This is a genomic window from Roseobacter ponti (assembly GCF_012932215.1).
GTDB lineage: Bacteria > Pseudomonadota > Alphaproteobacteria > Rhodobacterales > Rhodobacteraceae > Roseobacter > Roseobacter ponti.
In genome coordinates, this window is sequence record NZ_CP048788.1 from 2,363,458 (window position 1) to 2,386,882 (window position 23,425).

The following is a 23,425-nucleotide window of genomic DNA, read 5'->3' on the forward strand; positions in this document are numbered from 1 at the left end:
AAGAGCAAATATTTTAGACCTAAAGCAAATCAGCCATAAGTCCGCAGAGTGCTTATCTGATGCGCAGTCCGGTTTCCCTGTCAAAGATCATGGCACGACGCGGCTCAAAAGTGACATCGACGGTATCGCCCTCCGAGGCGCGGTCATCGCCGCGTTCTTCGACGATCATGCGCTCGCCGGTGGGTGTGTCGAGGTGCAGATAAGAAACCCCGCCCAGCGCTTCTGAAAGCTCAGCGCTCAGCGCGCCTTCCCCTCTGCGGACCTCCAGATGCTCGGGCCGCACGCCAAGCGTCACTTCTGTGCCTTCGGACGGCAGCGACGCCTCAACGGCGACGGTGCGGCCCAGTCCGGGCACCTCCACACCACCCGCCACGACCTTTCCGCCGAGGAAATTCATTGCAGGAGAGCCGATAAAACCCGCCACAAAGCGGTTGTCCGGATCACGGTAAAGCTCGAGCGGCGCACCCACCTGTTCGATCTTTCCGGCCCGCAGCACGACGATTTTGTCGGCAAGGGTCATCGCCTCGACCTGATCATGGGTGACATAGATCATCGTGGCCCCGATGTCCTTGTGCAGCCGCGCGATCTCCACACGCATTTCCACGCGCAGTTCCGCATCGAGATTGGACAGCGGCTCGTCAAAGAGAAACACCTCCGGGCCGCGCACGATCGCCCGCCCGATGGCGACCCGCTGGCGCTGCCCGCCGGAAAGCGCTTTGGGCTTGCGGTCGAGATAGGGGCCGAGCTTGAGAATATCCGAGGCCATCCCGACTTTCTCTTTGATCTCCGCTGCCGGCACCCCGTTCATCCTGAGACCAAAGCCCATGTTCTCGCCCACGGTCATATGCGGATAAAGCGCATAGGTCTGAAAAACCATCGCGACGCCCCGGTCAGACGGATCAAGCCGCGTGACATCGCGCGCGCCGATGTGGATTTCGCCGGCGCTGGTTTCTTCGAGCCCCGCGATCATGCGCAGCAGTGTGGACTTGCCACAGCCCGACGGCCCGACAAAGACGCAGAATTCACCGTCTTCGATCTCAAGGTCGATCCCGTGGATCACCTGCACATCGCCATAGCGTTTGATCGCCTGTTTCAGCGTGACACCTGTCATGGATTACGTCCCTGTTTTTTGCATGATTGAATCGGGAAACCGCCAGGCCTGAGCATCAGCGGCGACGGACACTGCGACCCCGGCAAGACGCGGGGCCAGCGCTTCGAGCGCCTCAAGAGAGATGGTTTCCGTCGTGCCGGTGACCGACAGCGCGCCCAGCACCCTGCCCTGTCCGGTCAGAACCGGATGGGCGATGCAGATAATGCCGGGCTCGTGCTCTTCGCGGTCAAAGGCGTATCCGCGCCGGCGGATCTCGTGCAGCTCGGCTTTCAGAGCTGCGGGCGTGGTCAGCGTGTGATCGGTAAACCGGTGAAAAGACTGCTGCCGGATCACGCGTTCAAGCTCTTCTTCCGGCAGAAAGGCCAGCATCGCCTTGCCCACCCCGGTGCAATAGGCCGGTCCGACCTTGCCTGCATCACTGAACATCTCAACCGGCTGGGTCGCGTTGCGCTTGTCGACATAAAGCACCTGGGCATTGTCGAGCTGTGCCAGATGCACCGTATGCCCGACCTCAGCACTCAGCCTGTCCAGTGCAGGGCGCGCAATCGGTGCCAGCGAGCTTTGGGTCCAGGCGGCATGGGCCAGCCGGACAAGCCGCACGCCGGGGCTGTAGGTCTGATGCTCTGCATCGTATTCCAGCATCCCCTGTGAGGTCAGCGTCTGCAGAAAGCGGTAGAGGGTCGCCTTGGGATAGCTGCTCTGCGCCAGCAAGGTGCCGAACCGCACCGGGCGGCCAAAGGCGGCCACCTGATCCAGTACATCCAGCGCTTTGCCAACGGTGCCGTCTCCGGACATGTCAGTGGCCTCCCCTAATAAGATGCACCCTGTTGCGAACCGGCGCTGCGCCGTCTGTCCGACGTCTCCCCCGGGTGCTTTGCCTCCTGCGACCACAGCCAAGAAGACTGTTGACAGTCTAGGCATATTGCGCTGTAGTTTTCAATATATAAAACTTGGTTCCAAATAATGAAACTCATTTGCAGGATCGTTGTCAGGAAACCGGGGGGACGAATACCAAAGCATACGTACCTTAGGGAGGACACAATGCGTTTCACCACCAGATCAATGCTGATGGCACTGGCCGGCTCAACCATGCTTGCCGGTGCTGCTGCCGCCGAGCTTTCGGGAGAGCTCAAGATTTTCCTTGATACATCCAACCCCGCGCCGCGCGCGACGATGGAAAAGATGATTGCGGATTTCGGTGCGCTGCACCCCGATCTTGAGATTTCCACCACCGTGATCGACCGCGAAGCCTATAAAACCCAGATCCGGAACTTTCTGACCGCCGACAGCCCGGATGTGGCGACATGGTATGCGGCCAACCGGATGACACCCTACGTGAACGCAGGCCTTTTCGAGGATGTCTCTGATCTCTGGGCCGAGCCCGAGATTGCCGAGAACCTGGCCTCCACCAAGGGTGCGATGACCATCGACGGAAAACAGTGGGGCGTGCCTTACACATATTACCAGTGGGGCATCTACTACCGCAAAGACATCTATGAAGAACTGGGCCTCTCAGAGCCCGCGACCTTTGACGAGATGAAATCCAACTGTCAGGTGATCATCGACAGCGGTCGGGCCTGCTATACCATCGGCTCCAAGTTCCTCTGGACCGCCGGCGGCTGGTTTGACTACCTCAACATGCGCACAAACGGGTTTGATTTCCACATGGCACTCGCCGCCGGCGAAGTGACGTGGACCGATGACCGTGTGCGGGCGACCTTTGCCAACTGGCGCGAACTCATCGACATGGGCGCCTATGTCGAGAACCACCAGAACTACTCCTGGCAGGAAGCCCTGCCCTTCATGGCCAATGGCGAGGCCGCGGCCTATCTGATGGGCAACTTCGCAGTGGCGCCGCTGCGCGAAGCGGGTCTGGATGACGACAAGCTCGACTTTTATCAGTTCCCGGCCATCAACCCGGATGTTGAACTGGCCGAAGACGCGCCCACGGATACCTTCCACATCCCGGCCAATGCCACGAATAAGGAAGCCGCGCGCGAATTCCTGCGCTATGTGGTCTCAGCCGACGTTCAGACCGAGATCAACAACGGCGCGAACCTCGGGCAGCTTCCCGTGAATGCCAGCGCCTCTGTGGATGATGACAAGTTCCTCAACGAAGGCTTTGCCATGCTCAGCTCCAACAGCCCCGGCGGTGTCGCGCAGTTCTTTGACCGCGATTATCCGGCGGAAATGGCTGCGGAAGCGATGCAGGGCCTGCAGGAATTCATGGTCTTTCCGGACAACCTCGACGACATCCTGAACCGTCTCGATAAGGTTCAGGCCCGGGTTTACAAGTAATCCCACCGGTCCGGGCGCACACCTGCGCCCGGACCACCGCCGCCACTGCGCGACACTGTCGATGGCACGCACCGGTCTGCGTGCTGCCGTGAGCGCCGCGCCAGAACGGGAGACTTCCGATGCCAACAAGCCCTGCCGTACCGGATACCATGCCGCCACCGCGCAGCTGGTACAAGCGCAACGAGATCGCCGTCACGCCCTGGCTGTTTCTGGCGCCCGCGATCCTTTTTTTCGCCTTTTACGTAATCTGGCCGATTTATCAGTCGATCGTGATCTCCTTTTACGACTGGGACGGGCTTGGTGAGGCGCGTTTCATCGGCATGGAAAACTATGTCGAGCTGATGGACGACAGTGCCTTTGAGGTCTCGCTCTGGAACAACCTCAAATGGCTGCTGTTTTATCTGCTGGCCATACCCGGCGGGCTTTTCATCGCCCTCTTTCTCAACCAGACCGTGACCGGCATCCGCATCTATAAGTCTCTGTTTTTCTTCCCCTTCGTGCTCAGCCAGGTGGTCGTGGGTCTCGTTTTCTCCTGGTTCTATCTGCCCAATGAGGGCCTGCTGAACGGCGTGCTGGGCCTTGTCGGGCTGGGCCCTGTGAACGTCCTGGGCGATCCGACGATGGCCACCTACGGGATCATCGCCGCCGGTCTCTGGCCACAGACCGCTTATTGCATGATCCTTTATCTCACCGGCCTGAACGCCGTGGATCCCGAACAGATCGAAGCCGGGCGTCTGGACAACGCAAAGGGCTGGAAAATGCTGTGGTATATCATCATCCCGCAACTGAAACCCGCCACCTTTATTGCCTTTGTCGTCACCATCATCGGCGCGCTGCGGTCGTTTGATCTCATCTCGATCATGACTAACGGCGGCCCGTTCGGGCAGACCCGGGTGCTGAGCTTTTACATGTTCGAAAAAGCGCTCAGCGAATATGGGTTCCGCATGGGCTATGGCGCCGCCATCGCCGTGGTGCTCTTTCTCATCATGCTGATCTTTATTGCTTACTTCCTGTGGTCCATGTGGTCCGAGGAGCGGGGCCGATGACCCGTATGGAGTTCGATACGCTCTGCGCAGAACGCCCCGGTGCTGTGCTGTCCGGTCCGGGTGAGCTCGATGCCTGGAAGGTCGGCGGCAAAATGTTCGCCTTTTTCGGGCACGAAGAAAAGCGCGCGGCCAACACGGACCATGTTGCGGTGAAATGCCCTGATGCCGAAACGGCCGCTATGCTCATCGACGCAGGTGCCGCTGTCAAAGCCCCCTATTTCCACCGCTCATGGGTGCAGCTCGACCTGCCCGCGCTGGCTCAGGACGAGGCGCGCCACCGTATCGCCGTGAGCTACGACACCATCCGTCGTGGTCTGCCCAGATCTGTCCGGGAGGCGCCCTGATATGTTTCCGACACCGATTGAAAAAACCTCCCGCTCCTGGCAGCTGACCTATCAGTCGCTGCTGCCGCTGGCGCTGATCATGTGGCTGCTGCCGCTCATCGCCGTGGCGATCTTCTCGATCAAGCCCGCGGTGGATTTCACACAGGGCAACTACTGGGGCATGCCCTCGTCCTTTGAGCTCTTCGCCAACTACGGCCAGGTCTTCACCAATTCCGACATGCCGCGCTATATGCTTAATTCGGTGCTGATCACCGTGCCGACGGTCATCGGGGCCGTGGCGCTGTCCTGCCTCGCGGGCTTTGCGCTGGGGATCTACAAATTCAAATCCAACATCTGGATCTTCTTCATGTTCGTGGCGGGCAACTTCGTGCCCTTCCAGATCCTGATGGTGCCGGTGCGCGACCTGACACTCGACATGGGGCTTTACAACACCAAGACCGGGCTTGTGCTCTTTCACATAGCCTTCCAGACCGGGTTCTGTACGCTCTTCATGCGCAATTTCATCCGCGCCCTGCCCTATGAGCTTATCGAGGCCGCGCGCGTCGAGGGCATCGCAGAGTGGAAGATCTTCTGGTACGTCGTCATCCCGCTGATGAAACCCGCGATTGCGGCACTTTCTGTGCTGATCTTCACCTTTATCTGGAACGACTATTTCTGGGCCGTTGTGCTTACGCAGGGGCCGGAAAGCCAGCCTGTCACCGCCGGCATCACTTCCTTTAACTCGCAGTTCCGCGCGGCCTATCACCTGATGAGCGCAGGCTCGATTGTGGCCGCCCTGCCCCCGGTGCTGATGTTCTTCCTGATGCAGAAACACTTTATCGCAGGCCTCACGCTGGGAGCTGTGAAGTGAAAACAAGCTGGCGGCTGGACGATGCGCGGCAGACGCTTCTGCTGACGTCCCTTATGGGGCGCATGCCGCAGATCGTCTACTGGGGCGCGCCACTGCCCCTGGATGAGGATCCGGATCAGCTTGTGCAGACCTCCGGGCTCGATGTGACCGGGGGGATGCTGGATGAAAACCCCGACCTTTCGATCTGCCCCGAAGCCTCGCGCAGCTTTCCCGGCCAGCCCGGCGTGGTCGTGCGCGATCAGGACGGCACGCCGCTTTTGCCGCGCTTTACCCTCGAGGCCGTGGAAGAAACCCCGCAGCATCTCAGGATAACCTGCACAGACAGTGACAACCGGCTGACCTATACGGCCGTCTTTGACCTGGATCCCGACACTCATGTGATCCGCGCCTCGGCAGAGTTGCAGGCCGACCGGCCCCTGCATCTGCACTGGCTCTCGGCGCCTGTGTTCCCTGCCCCGCAGCATTCGGATGAGATGATCGATTTTGCCGGCCGCTGGTGTGGCGAGTTTCAGATGAACCGCACCGCCTGGAGCCCCGGCATCCGTTACCGCGAAAACCGCACTGGCCGCACCGGACACGAGCATTTCCCGGGGCTGATCATCCCCGCCCGTGGCGCCACCAATGCCAGCGGCGAGGCCTGTGCCTTTCACTATGGCTGGTCGGGCGGGCACCGGATGATCGCGGAAGAGCTGCCCGACGGGCGCCGTCAGGTGCAGTTCGGCCACGCCGCGCGCATGCAGACGCAGGCGGCCACCAGCTTCCGCACCGCGCCGCTTTATGCCGTTTACTCCTCTGACGGGCTCAACGGGGCCGCCGTCTCTTATCAGCGGCACCTGCGCGACCGCATCGTCACCTGGACGGATAAAGAGGGCCTGCGTCCGGTGCATTATAACTGCTGGGAAGCCGTCTATTTCGACCACGACATGCCGCAGCTGAAAGACATCGCGGCCCGCGCCGCGGATCTGGGCGCCGAACGTTTCGTGCTGGATGACGGCTGGTTCGGGCAGCGTGATGACGACACCTCAAGCCTCTCAGACTGGGAGGTTGACCCGCGCAAATACCCCGACGGGCTCGGCCCGCTCATCGATCACGTGCACGGGCTGGGCATGAGCTTTGGCATCTGGTTCGAGCCCGAGATGATCAACCCCGACAGCAACATTCACCGCGCGCACCCCAACTGGGCACTGGGCGCCGAAGATCAGATCCTCGGACGCCAGCAAAAGGCGCTGAACATGGCGCTGCCCGACGTGCGCGATTTTCTGTATGACCGGATATCGGCGCTGCTCATCGCGCATCCCGTTGACTACATCAAATGGGATCACAACCGGGTCCTGCCCTTTCCGGACGCCGCGCAGACCCACGGATCTTATGCGCTGATCGACAGGCTGCGCGCCGATTTTCCGCATGTGGAGATCGAAAGCTGTGCATCGGGCGGCGGGCGGATCGATTTCGGCATTCTCAGCCGCACCCAGCGGGTCTGGCTGTCCGACAGTAACGACGCGCTGGAGCGGTTGCAGATCCAGCACAACGCCGCCCTTTTTCTGCCCGCCGCCGTCACCGGCAGCCATGTGGGGCCGCGCCGCTGCCATACCTCGGGGCGCGTGCTCGATATCGAATTCCGCGCCTGGGTCGCGGCACATCGGCACATGGGGTTCGAGATGGACCCGCGCGAACTGACGGATCACGAAGCACAGGTGCTGCGCGACGTCACCCGATGGTGGAAAGACAACCGCGCCTGGATGATGGCGGCGGACATCCTGCGCCTTGACGCCTCCGACGCAGCGGTGATTGCCGAACAGCAGCAGGCCCGGGACGGCAGCCGCTTCGTGGTCTTTGCCGGCAAGGCTGCAACCTCGGCTCAGATCGCGCCCCGGCCGCTGCGCCTCACACGGCTCGACCGCGAAGCACGCTATGAGGTGAGCCTGCGCAACCGCGCCTCGGCACCTGGTCTGTCGCGCGGCCGGATGGCGCTGAAAGACGCACCGGTGGTTCTGACCGGTGCCGCTCTGATGCAGAACGGGCTCACTCTGCCCTGGTCCTTCCCGGAAACCATGTGGGTGCTGGAAGGAAAACGCCTGTGAGCGCCCGACCCTTATATGCACAAACCGGTGCACACTCTGTGCACAGTCTGTGCACGCCAGGTGCACATCAAAAATCAGCCCTGAAGGATCCGATGCCATGACCGCCACTGCCACCTTCCACGACCTGAAAGACGCCTCAGTTTACATCACCGGCGGCGGCTCGGGCATCGGCGCCGACCTCACCGACGGCTTCCTCGGACAGGGGGCAAAGGTCGCTTTCATCGGGCGCTCGGATGCCAGTGATTTCGTCGACGCGATGGCAGAGAAGCACGGGCGTGCGCCGCTTTTTCTGCAGGGCGATATCACCGACACTGACCGCCTGCGTGCCACCGTCGCAGAGGCCGCTGAGGCGCATGGCCCGGTGCAGGTTCTTGTTTCAAATGCAGCGAATGACAAACGTCACAACTGGCTGGAGCTGACGCCGGAGGAATGGGACAGCCTGCTTGCAGTGAACCTCAAAGCCTATCTTTTCGCAGCCCAGGCCGTGGCCCCCGGCATGATCAGCGCTGGCGCGGGATCGATCATCAATTTCAGCTCCATAAGCTATATGATGGGTAATGCGGGCTATCCTGCCTATACGGCGGCGAATGGTGGGATCACCGCGATGACCCGCAGTCTTGCGCGCGAACTGGGGCCCGACGGCATCCGGGTGAACGCGCTGGCTCCGGGCTGGGTTCTCACTGAAAAACAGCTCGAAAAATGGGCAACGCCGGAAGGGCTCGCCGCGCATCTCGACCGCCAGTGCCTGAAAACCCATCTGGAACCACGCGATATTGTGGATGCGGTGCTTTTCATGGCATCTGCAACCAGCCGCATGATGACCGGCCAGTGCCTGGTTGTGGATGGCGGCGTCGTGACAACCGGATAGGAGAGCCATGAGCGCGTCCGTATCACCTGACTGGATTGCCGTTGACTGGGGCACCACGAACCTGCGCGCCTTTGCCATGCAGGGAGGAACGGTCGTGGATCAGGCGCAGTCGGATCAGGGCATGGGCGGGCTCACCACAGACGGGTTTGAGCCGGCACTGCGCGCCCTGATCAGCCCTTGGATTGCTGCCGGCAACCTGCCCGTGATCGCCTGCGGCATGGTCGGCTCACGTCAGGGCTGGGTCGAGGCCGCTTATCGTGCCGTGCCCTGCACACCGCTTGATACGGTCCTCACGCGCGCTCCGGCGTCGGGCGGGCTTGCGGTGCATGTGGTCTCCGGGCTGTCGCAGGCCGCACCACCTGATGTGATGCGCGGAGAAGAAACACAGATTGCAGGTTTTCTGCAGCTCAATCCGGGCTGGGACGGCGTGATCTGTCTGCCTGGGACGCATACCAAGTGGGCGCATCTGAGCGCCGGCGAAGTTGTGAGCTTTCAGACCGTGATGACCGGGGAGCTTTTTGCCCTGCTCGGGCAGTCTTCGGTGCTGCGCCACTCGCTCGATCCTGACGGCTGGCACGATGCGGCCTTTGCAGAAGCGGTCGGTGACACCATGGCACATCCGGAGCGGCTGGCAGCACGGCTCTTTGGCCTTCGGGCAGGACAGCTTTTGCAGAGCACCGATGGTGCCATCGCCCGCGCGCGCCTCTCAGGTCTGCTGATCGGGTCCGAACTTGCGGCGACAAAGGCATACTGGCTGGGCCAGAACCTGGCCATTCTCGGCACGGGCGCGCAGGCCCGCGCCTATCGTGATGCGCTCGCCCTGCAGGGCGCACATGCCATTCCTGCCGATACGGACCGCGCGACGCTTGCCGGGCTTACCGCTGCCCGCAGATTACTCAGAGAGGCCACATGACCCTTCCCCTCATCGCCATCCTGCGCGGGATAACCCCCGCCGAAGCACCCGACATCTGCGCGGCTCTGATCGACGCCGGCATTACCACCATCGAAGTGCCGCTGAACTCGCCGGATGCGCCCGAGAGCATCGCAGCACTTGTGCGGCTTTATGGCGACCAGGCCGTGATCGGGGCCGGCACGGTGCTCAGCACCGCCGAAGTGCAGGTGGTTGCAGGGGCCGGTGGCAGGCTGATTGTCTCGCCAAACTGTGACCCGGAGGTGATCACCGCGACAAAGGCGCTTGGCATGCAGAGCTGGCCTGGCGTCTTTACCCCGACCGAAGCCATGGCCGCGCTCAAAGCCGGCGCCGACGGGCTCAAACTCTTTCCGGGTACTATGGCCGGCCCGTCCGGGCTGCAGGCGATGCGGGCCATCCTGCCCCCCGGTACAAAAGTTTACGCAGTGGGAGGCGCGGGCCCGGAGAATTTTTCGGACTGGATCACGGCAGGTGCTGACGGCTTCGGGATCGGTTCGGCCCTTTATAAACCGGGGATGTCAGCTGACGATGCGGCCGCGCGCGCCACAGACATTGTTGCGGCCTGCACCGCCGCTCTGAAATGAGCACCGGAATGCCGTCGGAGCACAGGTCTGTTCCCGGCGTCGGGTCGCCCGAAACGGATCGCAGGCCTCTGAAGCAACACATCAGGTGTGAGATCTGCAATACTGATACTGAAATATTTCTGGTCAGATACAGCGCATGCGCAGAAAGCAACCCGGCGCCTGTGCGCAGACAGCACGCAGGAATAACCGCTGAGGCCTGCCGGCTCCTTTCCAGGCAGCGCACCGTTCCGGAGACGATACAATGAAGCAGTCCCTTGGTGTCTGTTATTATCCCGAACACTGGCCGCGCAGCATGTGGGAATCGGATGCGGCGAACATGGTTGCCGCAGGGCTTTCATGGGTTCGCATCGGCGAGTTCGCCTGGAGCCGGATAGAGCCGCAGCCGGGTAGCTTTGATTTCGCCTGGCTGGATGACGCCATCAGCGTGCTTTCGGACGCAGGGCTGCGGATCGTTCTCGGGACACCCACCTGCACGCCGCCTGCCTGGATGGCCGATAAGTATCCCGATATGTTCGCCCATGACGCCCGGGGGCACATACGTGGTTTCGGCTCACGGCGGCACTACTGTTTCAGCCACGCGGGATACCGCGCCGAGGCCGGGCGGATCGCGGAAATTCTCGGGGACAGGTACGGGCGCGACCCGCGCATTCATGCATGGCAGATTGATAACGAATACGGCTGTCACGACACGGTCCTCTCATGGTCGCCCGCGGCGCGGGATGCTTTCCGGCACTGGCTGGCCGCGACCTACGGCGACACGGATACGCTGAACACGGCCTGGGGCAATGTGTTCTGGTCAATGGAATACAGCAGTTTTGACCAGATCGGCCTGCCTAATCTGACCGTGACACAGCCCAATCCGTCGCATGAACTGGCCTTTCGCCGGTTCAGTTCTGATCAGGTGGTGCGCTGGCATGAGGTTCAGGTCGATGCTCTGCGCGCGCGCACGGATGCGCCGCTCATTCACAACTACATGGGCCGGGTGCTGGATTTCGACCATTTCGACGTGGGCCGCTCCATTGATATCGCCAGCTGGGACAGCTACCCCATCGGTTTCCTGTCGGACCGGCTGGAGGCCTCGCCTGAGCGCCGCGCGCAGTATCTGCAGCAGGGCGACCCGGACATGCAGGCGTTCCACCACGACCTCTATCGCGCGGTCGGGCGCGACGGGCGCTGGTGGGTCATGGAGCAGCAGCCCGGGCCGGTGAACTGGGCCCCCTATAATCCCGCGCCTCTGCCCGGCATGGTGCGTCTGTGGACCTGGGAGGCCTTTGCCCATGGCGCCGAAGTGGTCAGTTACTTCCGCTGGCGTCAGGCCCCTTTTGCTCAGGAACAGATGCACGCAGGCCTGCGCCGGCCTGATGACGCACCCGCGCCCGGGCTCGACGAAGCCGCCCGGGTAGCACAGGAACTCAGCGAGATGCCCGCTGTTGAACAGGTTCAGGCGCCGGTTGCGCTGATCTTTGATTATCCGTCGGAATGGGCCTGGGCGACGCTGCCTCAGGGCGCCGATTTCAGCTACTTCCGACTGGTACTGGATTGCTACCGCGCGCTGCGGCGGTCGGGGCTCTCGGTCGATATTCTGCCTTCGTCTGCCAGGGCTTTCGACGGCTACCGGCTCGTTCTTGCGCCCGGCATCGCCTCGGTGCCGGATGCACTTTTCCGCGCGCTCGGGGACAGATCCGTCGTTTTCGGACCACGGATGAATGCCGTGACGCGGGAACTCACGATCCCTGATCCGATGGGCCCCGCCGTGCCGGAGCTTGACGTCACCGTCACGCGTGTCGAAAGCCTGCCGCCAGGCACCCGGCGTGCCGTTGCAGGCGGTGGTGCTGTGCACCGCTGGATGGAAACGCTGGAAGGCTCCGCCACCGCAGTGATCAGTGATCTGCAGGGGGCGGCGGTGCTGGTAGGCGACGGCACAGCCTATTATCTCGGCGGCTGGCCGGATCCGGAGCTGTGGAAACGTATAATCTCCGAGATCGCACCGAATGCCGGTCTTGACGTCTCAGAACTGCCTCCGGGACTGCGGATCAGGGATACAAAAACCCTAAGGTTTGCATTCAACTATGGATCAGAGGCGGTTGAATACAATGGTGAAACGATCCCCGCAGCAGGTGTCACATGGTGGCCACATCAGCCCATGGATTGTGCGTAAGCAAGACACCCGACCAGCGCCGCTTCATCCCGGGTAATCAGCGAAACACGCACCTGTGCCATCGTCTGTTTAACCGTCGGCTGTCCGCCAAGCGCCTCAATAAAAACGTCTCGCGCAGGGCTGGCCAGCAACCCGCGCGCCACCGACCCCGCAAGGAAAATCCCACCGGTTGGCATGTAGAGAAGACGCAGATCCTGCACAAAGGCACCAAGCATACGCGCGTAGACTTCGGTGGAGGCCAGCGCGTCACTGTCACCCTCATCCGCCGCAGCCATCACATCACGCGCATCCCGTACCGGGCCGCCTGTTGCGGCGGCGTGAAGCTCGGAAAGCCCCGGCCCGCGCACCGCATCCTCTGCACAGCGCACCCAGGGCGCCACTCCGCCGATATAGGCCTGCATGATTCCGGCCACGCGGGTCGGCAGGCTGCTCAGACCGGCCTCAGCCCTGAGGCAGAAGGTCTGTCCGCCTGACTGCAGCACCGGGCTCACGTTAAAGCCTGTCCCTGCACCGATGACGAGACGCTGCTCGGATGCAACCACCGGCCCGTCGAGCACAAGACTTGTGTCATCCTCACCCAGAACATCGAGAGCGTACCCCAGTGCGCTGAGATCATTCAGTAAATATACCGGACCACCATCACAGGCCTCTGCAAGATCCGCCGCATTAAAACTCCAGCCGCGATTGGTCAGACGCGCGGCACCACCGCTTACAGGGCCGGCGACAGCGACGCTCAGCCCTTCAACACCACTGACGCCGGCACGTTCAAGATAACTGCTCAAGGCACTGTCAAAACTGTCGAAGTCGTCATTCTGGTAGCGTTTGATCCGCGCACCATCGATGACGCCGTCCTGCGCTGCGGCAAAACGCACATTCGTGCCCCCGACATCGGCCAGAATAAGTGTCATAGTCTTCAGTCCTCAGACAAAGCGGCTGACGTAATTTTCGAGAATTTCCTGACGGCCCGACCGTGGCTGCGGATCGATACCGCCTTTTTCCACCTCGGCGGCGATCTCCCCCAGCGTAGCAGTCGTGGCCCAGGTCTTTGCAGGCTCCCTGTCCCACCCGGCGTAGCGGTCCGCGCGGGCCGCTTCAAGCCCGCCGTCTTCGAGCATCGCAGCAGCCGCTTTAAAGCCGCGCGCGCAGACGTCCATCGCACCGGCGTGCGCTGCAATCAGGTCATTGGGATCAAGGCTCTGACGACGCAGTTTGGCATCGAAATTCGTGCCGCCCGTGCTGAACCCGCCGGCTTTGAGCACTTCGTAATAGGCAAGTGCGACCTCGGGCACATTGTTTGGAAACTGGTCGGTATCCCAACCCGACTGATAGTCATTGCGGTTCATATCGATCGAGCCGAAGATCCCGAGCGCCGCCGCCGTGGCCAGTTCATGCTCAAAGCTGTGGCCGGCCAGGATCGCGTGACCCTGCTCGATATTGACCTGCACCTCGTCTTCCAGTCCGAAGTCCTTGAGAAAACTGTATACGGTGGCCACGTCGTAATCATACTGGTGCTTGGTCGGTTCCTGCGGTTTCGGCTCAATGAGAACAGCGCCCTTGAAACCAATGCTGTGTTTATACTCAACCACCATCTGCAAAAACCGCCCGGCCTGGGCGCGCTCACGCGCGAGATCGGTGTTGAGCAGCGTCTCATACCCTTCGCGCCCGCCCCAGAGCACATAGTTCTCGCCGCCCAGCCTGTGGGTCGCATCGATGCAGTTCTTCACAGTCGCGGCCGACCAGGCAAAGACCTCCGGATCGGGATTCGTCGCAGCACCTGCCATGAACCGGCGGTGCGAAAAAAGATTGGCCGTGCCCCAGAGCAGCTTTGTGCCCTGCGCGTCCATCTTTTCACCGATGTAATCGATGATCTCTTCGAAATTGCGTTTGCTTTCCGCAAAACTGTCGCCTTCGGGCCGGATATCGGCATCGTGCCAGCAGAAATAGGGCTGCCCCAGCAGCGCGAACATCTCAAACGCCACATCGGTTTTCAGGCGCGCCAGATCCATCGTATCGCCAAACCATGGCCGCTCAAAGGTCTGACCGCCAAAGGGGTCGCCACCGGGCCAGGCAAAGCTGTGCCACCAGGCAACCGCAAAGCGCAGGTGATCTTCCATACGCTTACCGGCGACCATTTCGTCAGGGTCGTAGTGGCGATACGCCAGCGTGTCGGGCCCGGCATCAGGCGCAAAACGAACGGGATCGATGCCTTTGAAAAAATTAGTCATAGGGCCTCCTTGAGGGCGGAATAGACAGCACGGTAACGGGCATGCGCATCAGAAAACGCAGCCTGCAGCTTTGTATCAGGATCAATCCGGCGGTCCACCGGGGGCGGTGTGGCGATCTCAGCACCTGCCCCCGTGGCGGCCATCTGCCCCAGGCGCGCCGCACCGAAAGCACCACCAAAATCACCCGCGGCGGGCACGTCAACGGGCAGATCCAGCACAGTGGCCAGCATCTGCAACCAGTGGTCCGACCGGCTGCCACCGCCCACAGCCACAAGGCTGTCGATCTGCGTGCCGGTGCTGCGCAGGGCGTCGTGGCAATCGGCAAAGGCAAAGCTGATGCCTTCCAGAACCGCGCGGGTGCCGGCGCTGCGGTCAGTGGCGTGGCCGAGACCCGCGAACGCACCCCTTGCAGCAGGATCATTGTGCGGCGTGCGCTCGCCCCCGAGATATGGCAGGAAAACCGTCTCCGAGGGCGCCTGAAGCGCGCCGAGACCGGCTGTAAGGGTCTGCGCATCCGACTGCACGAGGCGCGCATACCAGTTCAGCGCATCGGTGCAGGCGAGGATCACCCCCATCTGGTGCCAGGCGCCGGGCAGCGCGTGGCAGAAGGTGTGCACGGCACTCGGTGCATCCGGCTGGTAGGCCCCGCTGGCGGCAAAGAGCACCCCTGAGGTGCCCAGAGACAGGAATGCCTGCCCGGGGTTTACAACGCCCATACCCACAGCCGAGGCAGCATTGTCACCTGCTCCGCCCGCGACAACGACGCCCGCGGCCAGCCCCCAGCGTTTTGCAAGCTCAGGCCGCAGTTCGCCTGAGACGTCGGAGCCTTCGACGAGACGCGGCATCTGCGCCCGACTGAGCCCGCTTTTGGCCAGAAGCCGGTCAGACCAGTCGCGAGCGCCGGTATCCAGCCAGGATGTGCCCGCGGCATCCGACATCTCCGAGACAGCCTCCCCGGTCAGCCAGTAGCGCAGGTAATCCTTGGGCAGCAGAATCCTGTCACAGCGCGCAAAAGTCTCCGGCTCATGGGCGCGGACCCAGGCGACTTTTGGCGCTGTAAAGCCCGCAAAGACGATATTGCCGGAAATCTCCCTCCAGGCCGGATCCGCATCCATCTGTGCGGCCTCGGCATACGCGCGCGTATCGTTCCAGAGGATGCAGGGCCGCAGCACATCGCCTGCTTTGTCGATCAGCGTGGCGCCGTGCATCTGGCCGCTGAGCCCGATGCCACGCACGGCACCGAGGTCCTGCCCGGCCCCCAGCTCAGCCATCACTGCTTCGGCGGCCCGGAGCCAGTCGGAGGGGTTCTGTTCTGACCATCCAGAGGCCGGGCGCTGCACCTCCAGCGGTGCCGTCGCCTCGGCCAGAATGGCCTGGTGGTCGTCCGTCAGGACGGCTTTGAGCCCCGAGGTGCCGAGATCAAGACCAATATACATGCGCTCAGGCGGCCTTCTCCGGTTTCTTACCCATGATGATCATCGACAGGATATCGTCTTCGGTGACATCCTCCACTCGTTCCGTGCCGATCATCTGGCCGTTTTTCATCACCGAGACACGGTCGCAAAGCTCCAGCATTTCGCGGGTGTCGTGGCTGATCAGGAAAATGCCGAGGCCCTGCTTTTTAAGCTCCTGGATCAGTTCGGCCACCATCTGGGTCTCATGCACACCGAGTGCAGCGGTGGGCTCGTCCATAATCAGGATTTTCGCGTTGAAATAGACCGCGCGGGCAATCGCTACGGACTGCCGCTGCCCCCCTGAAAGCGCGGAGACCGGCTCTTTGAGCTTGCGGAAGTTGGGGTTGAGCCGCGCCATGATCCGCGCGGTCTCGCTCTCCATCTTGACGTCATCTACAAAGCCCGCCGCCGAGACCAGTTCGCGGCCCAGAAAAAGGTTGGAGGCGGCATCAAGGTTATCGGCCAGGGCCAGCGTCTGGTAGATCGTTTCGATGTTATAGTCTCGCGCATCCCGCGGGCTCTGGATGTCGGCTTTTTCGCCGTTGATCCAGATCTCACCGCTGTCTTTCTGATAAGCACCCGACAGGATCTTGATCAGCGTCGATTTACCGGCACCGTTGTGACCGAGCAGCCCGACGACCTCGCCGGGATAAAGATCAAGGCTGACGTGATCGACAGCGCGGATCCCCCCGAAAGAGATTGAGATGTCTTTAAGCTGCACCAGCGGGGTCTGAGTTTGGTCTGACATTATCTGTCCCCTTACTTCGAGTTGCTGCGGTAAAGAATGTCGAGATAGACGGCCAGCACGAGGACCGACCCCACAACAATCTGCTGAATGGCCGCGTCAAAGCCGATGAGCACCATGCCGGTCTGCAGCGACTGCATGACCAGCGCACCGAGAACGGCACCATAGATCGTGCCGACACCGCCCGCCAGTGAGGTGCCGCCAATCACCGCAGCCGCAATCACATAGAGCTCGTCGAGTGTGCCAAGGGCGTTGGTCGCAGAGCCCAGACGCGCGGAGGCGACCACGGCCGAGAGCCCGGTCAGCGCGCCCATCAGAGCGAAAATCTTCACGGTCATGAAGCGTGTGTTGATGCCGGCGAGTTCGGCTGCTTCGGGGTTGCCGCCGATGGCATAGACATAGCGTCCAAAACGGGTGCGTGACATCAGAATGGTCATAAAAATCGCCACCGCCATGAGGATCAGGACCGGAATGGCAAAGCCGTGGCTGATGAAGAGCCCGCCTTCAGGGACGGTGATGCCTTCGGCCTCGGCATAGCGGCGCACGATGCCGCGCGGCCAGGGATAGGCGTTGACCAGCAGTACAGCCCCGATCACAGCACCACAGCCCACGAGGGCGAGGAACCCTTCAGCCCAGACCGGACGCTGGCGTATGTCGTGCACGCTGCGTTTGCGCCGGCCCATGATAATCAGGCCGAGAACCGCGGCGCAGCCAAGGATGCCGATGATCCAGCTGCCGGTTGACCCGATGGCGCCATAAGGCCCCCCTCCCAGCAGAGAGAATGATTCGTCCACCGGCGAGATCGTCTCGCCGCGCGCCACAAGGAAGGCGGCACCACGCCACACGAGCAGGCCGCCGAGCGTGACGATAAAGGCGGGGATTTTGCCATAGGCAATGAGTGCGCCGTGAAAGGCACCGATAAAGCCACCGCATATCACACCGACGATGATTGCGATAATCCAGATCAGCGGATGGCCGAGGCCCAGAAACTGCGGCAGGATGTTGACCTGCATGACACCCATGATGATCGCGCAAAAGCCCAGCACCGAGCCCACGGAGAGGTCAATATGGCGCGTGATAATCACCAGCACCATGCCCGTTGCCATGATCCCGATAGAGGCCGTCTGCACCGAAAGGTTCCACAGGTTGCGCGGCGTCAGAAAGGCGCCAAAGCCGTTAACAAGCTGGCCGTAAACGTGAAATCCGACCCAGATCAGCGCCAGAGCGCCAAGCATACCCAGCAGGCGGGTGTCGATTTCGGTCTCGCGGATGAAGCGGGCGAAGAAACCTTCTTTACTGGTACCGGGTGCGGATTTCTGTGAGGTCTGGTCGCTCATGGCCTGGCTCCGGACAGGGTGTGCAGTATGGTCCGCGCTATCGCGCGGGGGCTGCAGACCGAAAAATGAGAGTTTGGAGAACCGGGCGCGGTCAGTTGCGCGCCCGGTTCCGGAGATCAGCGATCAGCAGCCGGCAACGCCAGCCATTGCACCTTCGCAGACTTTGCTCTGCTCGATGTGACCGGCATCAATTGCCTTGCTGATGTTGTCTTTTGTGATCGGTGTGGGATCAAGGAAGATTGCGTTCATCTCGACGCCGTTCTCCCCACCGGACCATTTCACCGCACCGTCGATGTCTTCCATCGCGGTGCCGTTTGCGAGCGCCACGGCGATTTTTGCCGCTGCCGCACCGAGGTCACGGGAGTTTTTCCATACGGACACGGTCTGGGTGCCGCGGGCGACACGGTTCAGCGCCGCGTGATCGCCGTCCTGGCCACCAACCGGAACATCAAGACCCTGTGCTGCGAGTGCCGCAATCGCGCCGCCTGCCATACCGTCGTTCTGTGCCAGAACAGCATCGACCTGGTTGTTGTTGGCGGTCAGGATCTGTTCCATGTTTTTCTGCGCGTTGTCAGGCTTCCAGCCGTCGGAGAAGGCTTCGCCGACGATGTTGATTTTACCTGCGGCGACATCGTCACCGATGACTTCCATCATTCCTTCGAGCAGGAAGCCCGCGTTGGGGTCACCCTTGTCGCCTTTGATGATGGCAAAGTTGCCTTCAGGCTGCGCACCTGTCACCGCTTCGGCGATGATGCGGCCCACGCCTTTGTTATCAAAGGTCAGGTAGAAGGCGCGCGGGTCTTCGATCAGACGGTCATAGCCCACGACCGGAATTCCTTCGGCGTCAGCTTTATCAACCGCGGGGCCGATGGCATCTTTGTCCATGGCGAGGATGATCAGGGCATCCGCCCCCTGCGCGATCAGCGCTTCGACATCCGACAGCTGCTTGGCGGCAGAAGCCTGCGCGTCAGCGGACATATAAGTGGCACCGGCCGTGGCCAGAGCCGCTTTGATCGCCGCTTCGTCTGTTTTCCAGCGTTCTTCCTGGAAGTTGGACCAGCTGACACCGACCTTCAGGTCCTGTGCGACTGCAGCTGATGTGAAGGCCGTCGACAGCGCGGCAGCCAGAATAAGGGTCTTTTTCATTGTATCCTCCCGATGGGACAGCTCTTGTGACTGTTCATGCCGAGTCAGTTGAACGGCATAAACTAAAGGATCACGCGTTTTAATTTAGTTGTCAAAATAAAAATGTGCTTGAAATGCGAAAAAATTCGGCAAATCATGGGCTATGGACATCAATACCGGGTTTGGCGCTTCTGAATCAGGTCTTTATTTTAAGGAGCTGAATAAATGAATGTGGAGATAACGCCCGGTGATACGGGCAGTCCCCCGACAGGGTGCGGTCCGATCCGCCCCGAATCAGAAGGGCCCGGCACGACCCTGCGCCACCGTGTCTTCGAGTGTGTGCGCTCTGCCGGTGCGGTTTCAAGGATAGATGTTGCTAAACAACTCGGCGTCAGCCCTGCCTCGATCACCGCCCTCGTGGGTGAGCTTCTCGACCTGGGTCTTTTGCAGGAACGCGCCGATGCGTCGCGCACTACGACACGTGGCCGCCCGCCGGTGGCACTCTCTGTACAGCCCGATGCGGGCTATGTGGTGGGCATCAAACTGTCGCGCACGCGGCACACGGCGCTTCTGGTGGATGCCGCCGGGCAGCCCCTGGCCGAAGCAAGCCTTGCCTGCAGCGATCGCAGGCGCAGCCTTGATCAGATACTGTCCGAGACCGAAAAAGTGCTGGACACCCTGCTCGGGCGCGCCGGGTTGCAGCGTGGTGACATCGCCTGCATCGGGCTGGGCATGCCGGGGATGATTGATCATGCCGCAGGGCGGCTCGTCTGGTCGCCGCTTCTGACGGAACGCGACCGCCCTCTGCGCAGCCTCGCGGAGGACCGTTTCGGCGTGCCGGTCGCGGTGGACAATGACGCAAATCTGGTAACGCTCGCTGAGCTCTGGTTTGGCAAGGGCCGTGCCATGGCCGATTTTGCGGTCGTGACCATCGAACAGGGCGTCGGCATGGGGCTTGTGCTCAACCACCGCCTTTATCGTGGCGCAGGCTCGCTGGGCATGGAGCTTGGCCATACCAAGGTGCAGCTGGACGGGGCGCTGTGCAAATGCGGGCAGCGCGGCTGTCTGGAGGCTTACATTGCCGATTATGCCCTGGTGCGCGAGGCCTCTACTGCGCTGGATGCCTCTGGCAGCGGCAGCACCGGAGACGAAGCGATGCTCGAGCAGCTCTTTGAGCAGGCCAAAGCCGGCAATGAAGCGGCAAGGGTCATTTTCCGGCGCGCGGGGCGGTTTCTGGCTCTGGGGCTGGCCAATGTCGTGAATCTGTTCGACCCGTCGCTGATCATCATCGCAGGCGAGCGCATGCAGTACGATTATCTGTACGAGGACGACGTGATCGGCGAAATGCACCGTCTGTCGCTGAACCGCACCGGTCGCGCACCACAACAGATCGAGACCCACGCCTGGGGCGATCTGATGTGGGCACGGGGTGCGGCGGCACTCGCCCTGTCGGAAATTGCCGATGCGATGGCCGAAGGACGCACATGAAACCCGTCTGCCTCATGGCCACGCTGCTGATGGCTCAGCCGCTTGCTGCGGATGTGCTTTTCGAGGATCTCTCCGGCAATCTGCCTGCCCACACCTATGCCGGCGGCTGGGAGCATTTCGTGGGCGGTGGTGTGGCGGTATTCGACTGCAACGGCGATGACCTGCCGGAACTGCTGGCCGCTGGCGGAGAGAACCCGGCGCAGCTGATGATCAACAGGGGCGGCATGCATTTTACCACCGCTCCCCTGCCCGCACTGACCGCGACCACCGGGGCCTGGCCGCTGGATGCGGATGGCGACGGGCATCTCGATGTGATGGTGCTGCGGCTGGGGGAAAACCAGCTCCTGCGGGGCGACGGGGCCTGCGGTTTCACTCCGGCCAACGCCGGTCTTGGCTTTGACGGTGGTGATGCCTGGTCCACCGCCTTCAGCGCGGCCTGGATCGGCGGCGCGCTCGTCATGGCGGTGGGCAATTACGTGGACCGCGCCGATCCTGACGGGCCCTTTGAGGCCTGCGACAGTAATCGTCTGCACCGCCGGACGGATAACCGGTTCACGGCAGAGGTTCTGGAACCGGGGCACTGCGCGCTGTCGATGCTTTTTGCCCGGGATGCGACCGGCACCCCCCGGCTGCGTATCTCCAATGACCGGCATTACTATGTGCGCGACGGCTCAGAGCAGATGTATGACCCGGTCGCGGGCCGGTTTCTGGGCCCTGAGGATGGCTGGGAAACGGTGCGTCTCTGGGGCATGGGGATCGCCAGCCGCGACATCACCGGCGACGGACGTGCCGAGGTGATGCTGACCTCGATGGGCGATCAGCTTTTGCAGATCGCGGGTGCAGACGGGCGCTACAGCCCTGCGCCCTATTCGCTCGGGACCTATGCGCAACGGCCGCATCTGGGGGATGACGGGCGGCCTTCGACCGGCTGGCACGCAGAGTTTTCCGACGTGAACAATGACGGGCGAAGCGATCTGTTTATCGCCAAGGGCAATGTCGATCAGATGCCCGGGCTTGCAATGGAAGACCCGAATTCGCTGCTGATCCAGGGAGAGAACGGCATCTTTTCAGAGGCTTCCGTGGGCGCCGGCGTTGCAAGCATGGCGCGGTCGCGCGGGGCAGCACTTGCGGATCTTGATCTCGACGGCCTGCCCGATCTGGTAGTGGTGAACCGGCGCGCCCCGATGGAACTTTACCGCAACGTGACACCGGATGCCGGGCACTGGCTGGCGGTCAGCCTCAGAGCCCATGCCCCCAACACCCGTGCCGTTGGCGCGCTGGTAACAGTGACAACCCGGTACGGTGCCCGGGTGCAGGAGGTCACAACAGGCGGCGGTCATGGCGGCGGACAGTCAGGGCCGTTGCATTTTGGCCTCGGGTCTGAAGAGATGGCAGATGTGACGGTGGAATGGCCCGATGGCCGCGTGACGGGACCCGTGGCCGCAATCGCCGGCACCCGGATAACGCTCTCGCCCTGAGGCTCAGCGGTCGAGGGGCAACCCGCTGGGCACGGCCTCAGGTATGCCAAGCCGCCCCGTGAGGGCCACCGGATCGGTCAGCGCCTCCAGAAACGCCACCAGGGCCGCCACATCGTCCGCTGAGAGGGTCACGGCGGGCATCGTGATGGCTGCGCGCAACGCGTCCTGCTCAGCCGCGCTTTCCACATGCTGCCAGTCCTGCACACCCGGCAGGTCCGGCAGAGCGACCCCCGCAGGATCAAAGCGCCCAAGACCCGCGACAGGGTCCGCGTGATAGGCGAGGAAGGCTGCAAGCTCTGTATGGCTTCCGGTATGCCCGTAAGGAGCAGTTGCCGTGACATTGCGCAGCGATGGCGTGCGGAACGCATAGGCATCCTCCGTCCGGCCCGTTACCCGCATCCGCCCGGTATCGCGCACGTGGTTTTCAAACCGCGCCGCTTTGCCCGGGCCGAACTGCGGCACGCCTGCTGCGTGAAAGCTGTGGTCGGTCTGAAACGGCCCGCTGTGACAGGCGGCACATCCGGCGGGGCCGTAAAAGAGTTCCATTCCGCGGGCCGCTTCGCCCTCCAGCGCCACTTCGCCGCGCAGGTGTGCATCAAAGGGGCTGGTGTCTGAGCGCCATTCAAAGGCGATGAAAGCGGCAATCGCATCGGAGATATCGGTGAAATCAATTGCCTCCTGAGCGGGAAATGCAGCAGAAATCAGCGGCTGATATCCCGGTGTCCCGGCCACCCGCGCGCTCAGCAGTGACCAGGCACCTCCGTCACCGGTAATCCGGCCCTGACGGACGGCCGCCGAGACGTCGTTTTCGCTGTAATGGCCGGCCATTTCATCGGCACTCAGCACCGGGAACATCGTCTGCGCCGACAGCAGGCTCGCAAATCCGGCGCTCATCTCCGCGCCCATCGGGGTCCGCAACCCGCCGGGTTTATCGGGATCGACCTCGATCCGGCCGTCGTGGAAAAGCACGGTAAACTCCCGCGCACCCAGGTTGAAAAGCGCCGGCGCATTACGCGGAATGCGTTGTTCAGGCATGTTGTCCGGGTCGGCGCGCCGCTCAGGCCCCAGCCCGGTACCCCCCTCGCCGATCGATAATGACACGCCGTCCGCCGTGCCAAGCGTCGGATGGTGGCAGGTCGCGCAGGAGATATTGCGGTTGCCCGACAGAATGGGGTCGTAAAACAGCATCTGACCCAGACGCACCTGCGCCATATCGACGGCCACATAATCCGCATCGCGCACCGGCTCAGGTGAAGACGCCATGACCGCACCAGCGAGAGCGAGCGTGGCAAAAACGCAAAG

20 protein-coding genes are annotated in these 23,425 nt (G+C 62.1%); 11 read left to right on the forward strand and 9 right to left on the reverse strand.

What is annotated here, in order from left to right:
- Positions 1-52 precede the first annotated feature (52 nt).
- Complete coding sequence (locus G3256_RS11285) at positions 53-1,111, reverse strand: ABC transporter ATP-binding protein (protein ID WP_169640912.1); 1,059 nt, start codon at positions 1,109-1,111, stop codon at positions 53-55.
- Positions 1,112-1,114: 3 nt separating this feature from the next.
- Positions 1,115-1,906: an IclR family transcriptional regulator gene (locus G3256_RS11290; RefSeq protein ID WP_169640913.1), complete on the reverse strand. Its 792-nt coding sequence runs from the start codon at positions 1,904-1,906 to the stop codon at positions 1,115-1,117.
- A gap of 246 nt (positions 1,907-2,152) precedes the next feature.
- Between G3256_RS11290 and G3256_RS11295 the strand changes: the two genes are divergently transcribed.
- From G3256_RS11295 to G3256_RS11335, 9 genes are all read left to right on the forward strand, one after another.
- Positions 2,153-3,409: an ABC transporter substrate-binding protein gene (locus G3256_RS11295; protein ID WP_169640914.1), complete on the forward strand. Its 1,257-nt coding sequence runs from the start codon at positions 2,153-2,155 to the stop codon at positions 3,407-3,409.
- Between the two features lie 119 nt (positions 3,410-3,528).
- A complete protein-coding gene (locus tag G3256_RS11300; RefSeq protein WP_169640915.1) occupies positions 3,529-4,455 on the forward strand; it encodes a carbohydrate ABC transporter permease in 927 nt (308 codons plus the stop codon).
- On the forward strand, positions 4,452-4,799 hold the full coding sequence (locus G3256_RS11305; RefSeq protein WP_169640916.1) for an MmcQ/YjbR family DNA-binding protein: 348 nt from the start codon (positions 4,452-4,454) through the stop codon (positions 4,797-4,799). The genes G3256_RS11300 and G3256_RS11305 overlap by 4 nt, the downstream gene beginning before the upstream one ends.
- 1 nt (position 4,800) lies before the next feature.
- Positions 4,801-5,649 carry a carbohydrate ABC transporter permease gene (locus G3256_RS11310; RefSeq protein WP_169640917.1) on the forward strand — a complete coding sequence of 283 codons (849 nt, stop codon included), beginning with the start codon at positions 4,801-4,803 and terminating at the stop codon, positions 5,647-5,649.
- A complete protein-coding gene (locus tag G3256_RS11315; protein ID WP_169640918.1) occupies positions 5,646-7,730 on the forward strand; it encodes an alpha-galactosidase in 2,085 nt (694 codons plus the stop codon). The genes G3256_RS11310 and G3256_RS11315 overlap by 4 nt, the downstream gene beginning before the upstream one ends.
- A 97-nt stretch (positions 7,731-7,827) precedes the next feature.
- Positions 7,828-8,598, forward strand: coding sequence for an SDR family NAD(P)-dependent oxidoreductase (locus G3256_RS11320; protein WP_169640919.1), 771 nt, complete (start codon positions 7,828-7,830; stop codon positions 8,596-8,598).
- A gap of 7 nt (positions 8,599-8,605) precedes the next feature.
- The gene (locus tag G3256_RS11325) at positions 8,606-9,511 is read left to right on the forward strand and encodes a 2-dehydro-3-deoxygalactonokinase (RefSeq protein ID WP_169640920.1); all 906 of its coding nucleotides are present in this window, start codon (positions 8,606-8,608) and stop codon (positions 9,509-9,511) included.
- The gene (locus G3256_RS11330; protein ID WP_169640921.1) at positions 9,508-10,113 is read left to right on the forward strand and encodes a 2-dehydro-3-deoxy-6-phosphogalactonate aldolase; all 606 of its coding nucleotides are present in this window, start codon (positions 9,508-9,510) and stop codon (positions 10,111-10,113) included. Before G3256_RS11325 ends, G3256_RS11330 begins: the two co-directional genes overlap by 4 nt.
- A gap of 241 nt (positions 10,114-10,354) precedes the next feature.
- Positions 10,355-12,271 carry a beta-galactosidase gene (locus G3256_RS11335; RefSeq protein ID WP_169640922.1) on the forward strand — a complete coding sequence of 639 codons (1,917 nt, stop codon included), beginning with the start codon at positions 10,355-10,357 and terminating at the stop codon, positions 12,269-12,271.
- Here G3256_RS11335 and G3256_RS11340 read toward each other — a convergent pair.
- The 6 genes from G3256_RS11340 to G3256_RS11365 form a co-directional block, all read right to left on the reverse strand.
- On the reverse strand, positions 12,250-13,179 hold the full coding sequence (locus G3256_RS11340) for a glucokinase (RefSeq protein ID WP_169640923.1): 930 nt from the start codon (positions 13,177-13,179) through the stop codon (positions 12,250-12,252). The genes G3256_RS11335 and G3256_RS11340 overlap by 22 nt on opposite strands.
- A 12-nt stretch (positions 13,180-13,191) precedes the next feature.
- Positions 13,192-14,496, reverse strand: coding sequence for a xylose isomerase (xylA, locus tag G3256_RS11345; protein WP_169640924.1), 1,305 nt, complete (start codon positions 14,494-14,496; stop codon positions 13,192-13,194).
- Positions 14,493-15,932: a xylulokinase gene (gene xylB, locus G3256_RS11350; RefSeq protein WP_169640925.1), complete on the reverse strand. Its 1,440-nt coding sequence runs from the start codon at positions 15,930-15,932 to the stop codon at positions 14,493-14,495. The genes xylA and xylB overlap by 4 nt, the downstream gene beginning before the upstream one ends.
- 4 nt (positions 15,933-15,936) lie before the next feature.
- Entirely contained in the window at positions 15,937-16,698 is a 762-nt protein-coding gene (locus tag G3256_RS11355; RefSeq protein WP_169640926.1) for an ATP-binding cassette domain-containing protein, read from the reverse strand.
- A gap of 11 nt (positions 16,699-16,709) precedes the next feature.
- Positions 16,710-18,032: a sugar ABC transporter permease gene (locus G3256_RS11360; RefSeq protein WP_169640927.1), complete on the reverse strand. Its 1,323-nt coding sequence runs from the start codon at positions 18,030-18,032 to the stop codon at positions 16,710-16,712.
- Positions 18,033-18,155: 123 nt separating this feature from the next.
- A complete protein-coding gene (locus G3256_RS11365) occupies positions 18,156-19,178 on the reverse strand; it encodes a substrate-binding domain-containing protein (RefSeq protein WP_169640928.1) in 1,023 nt (340 codons plus the stop codon).
- Positions 19,179-19,382: 204 nt separating this feature from the next.
- On the opposite strand from G3256_RS11365, the gene G3256_RS11370 reads away from it, so the two are divergent.
- Both G3256_RS11370 and G3256_RS11375 read left to right on the forward strand, forming a co-directional pair.
- On the forward strand, positions 19,383-20,645 hold the full coding sequence (locus G3256_RS11370) for an ROK family transcriptional regulator (RefSeq protein ID WP_169640929.1): 1,263 nt from the start codon (positions 19,383-19,385) through the stop codon (positions 20,643-20,645).
- Entirely contained in the window at positions 20,642-22,123 is a 1,482-nt protein-coding gene (locus G3256_RS11375) for a CRTAC1 family protein (protein ID WP_169640930.1), read from the forward strand. The genes G3256_RS11370 and G3256_RS11375 overlap by 4 nt, the downstream gene beginning before the upstream one ends.
- A gap of 3 nt (positions 22,124-22,126) precedes the next feature.
- Here G3256_RS11375 and G3256_RS11380 read toward each other — a convergent pair whose 3' ends face one another.
- On the reverse strand, positions 22,127-23,386 hold the full coding sequence (locus tag G3256_RS11380; RefSeq protein ID WP_169642415.1) for a cytochrome-c peroxidase: 1,260 nt from the start codon (positions 23,384-23,386) through the stop codon (positions 22,127-22,129).
- Between the last annotated feature and the right edge of the window lie 39 nt (positions 23,387-23,425).

Coding starts and splice junctions, on each gene's coding strand:
- xylA (WP_169640924.1), bottom strand. CDS start 14,496: ATGACTAATTTTTTCAAAGGCATCGATCCCGTTCGTTTTGCGCCTGAT.
- G3256_RS11320 (WP_169640919.1), top strand. CDS start 7,828: ATGACCGCCACTGCCACCTTCCACGACCTGAAAGACGCCTCAGTTTAC.
- xylB (WP_169640925.1), bottom strand. CDS start 15,932: ATGTATATTGGTCTTGATCTCGGCACCTCGGGGCTCAAAGCCGTCCTG.
- G3256_RS11380 (WP_169642415.1), bottom strand. CDS start 23,386: ATGGCGTCTTCACCTGAGCCGGTGCGCGATGCGGATTATGTGGCCGTC.
- G3256_RS11300 (WP_169640915.1), top strand. CDS start 3,529: ATGCCAACAAGCCCTGCCGTACCGGATACCATGCCGCCACCGCGCAGC.
- G3256_RS11305 (WP_169640916.1), top strand. CDS start 4,452: ATGACCCGTATGGAGTTCGATACGCTCTGCGCAGAACGCCCCGGTGCT.
- G3256_RS11340 (WP_169640923.1), bottom strand. CDS start 13,179: ATGACACTTATTCTGGCCGATGTCGGGGGCACGAATGTGCGTTTTGCC.
- G3256_RS11335 (WP_169640922.1), top strand. CDS start 10,355: ATGAAGCAGTCCCTTGGTGTCTGTTATTATCCCGAACACTGGCCGCGC.
- G3256_RS11370 (WP_169640929.1), top strand. CDS start 19,383: ATGAATGTGGAGATAACGCCCGGTGATACGGGCAGTCCCCCGACAGGG.
- G3256_RS11295 (WP_169640914.1), top strand. CDS start 2,153: ATGCGTTTCACCACCAGATCAATGCTGATGGCACTGGCCGGCTCAACC.
- G3256_RS11375 (WP_169640930.1), top strand. CDS start 20,642: ATGAAACCCGTCTGCCTCATGGCCACGCTGCTGATGGCTCAGCCGCTT.
- G3256_RS11325 (WP_169640920.1), top strand. CDS start 8,606: ATGAGCGCGTCCGTATCACCTGACTGGATTGCCGTTGACTGGGGCACC.
- G3256_RS11365 (WP_169640928.1), bottom strand. CDS start 19,178: ATGAAAAAGACCCTTATTCTGGCTGCCGCGCTGTCGACGGCCTTCACA.
- G3256_RS11360 (WP_169640927.1), bottom strand. CDS start 18,032: ATGAGCGACCAGACCTCACAGAAATCCGCACCCGGTACCAGTAAAGAA.
- G3256_RS11290 (WP_169640913.1), bottom strand. CDS start 1,906: ATGTCCGGAGACGGCACCGTTGGCAAAGCGCTGGATGTACTGGATCAG.
- G3256_RS11285 (WP_169640912.1), bottom strand. CDS start 1,111: ATGACAGGTGTCACGCTGAAACAGGCGATCAAACGCTATGGCGATGTG.
- G3256_RS11330 (WP_169640921.1), top strand. CDS start 9,508: ATGACCCTTCCCCTCATCGCCATCCTGCGCGGGATAACCCCCGCCGAA.
- G3256_RS11310 (WP_169640917.1), top strand. CDS start 4,801: ATGTTTCCGACACCGATTGAAAAAACCTCCCGCTCCTGGCAGCTGACC.
- G3256_RS11355 (WP_169640926.1), bottom strand. CDS start 16,698: ATGTCAGACCAAACTCAGACCCCGCTGGTGCAGCTTAAAGACATCTCA.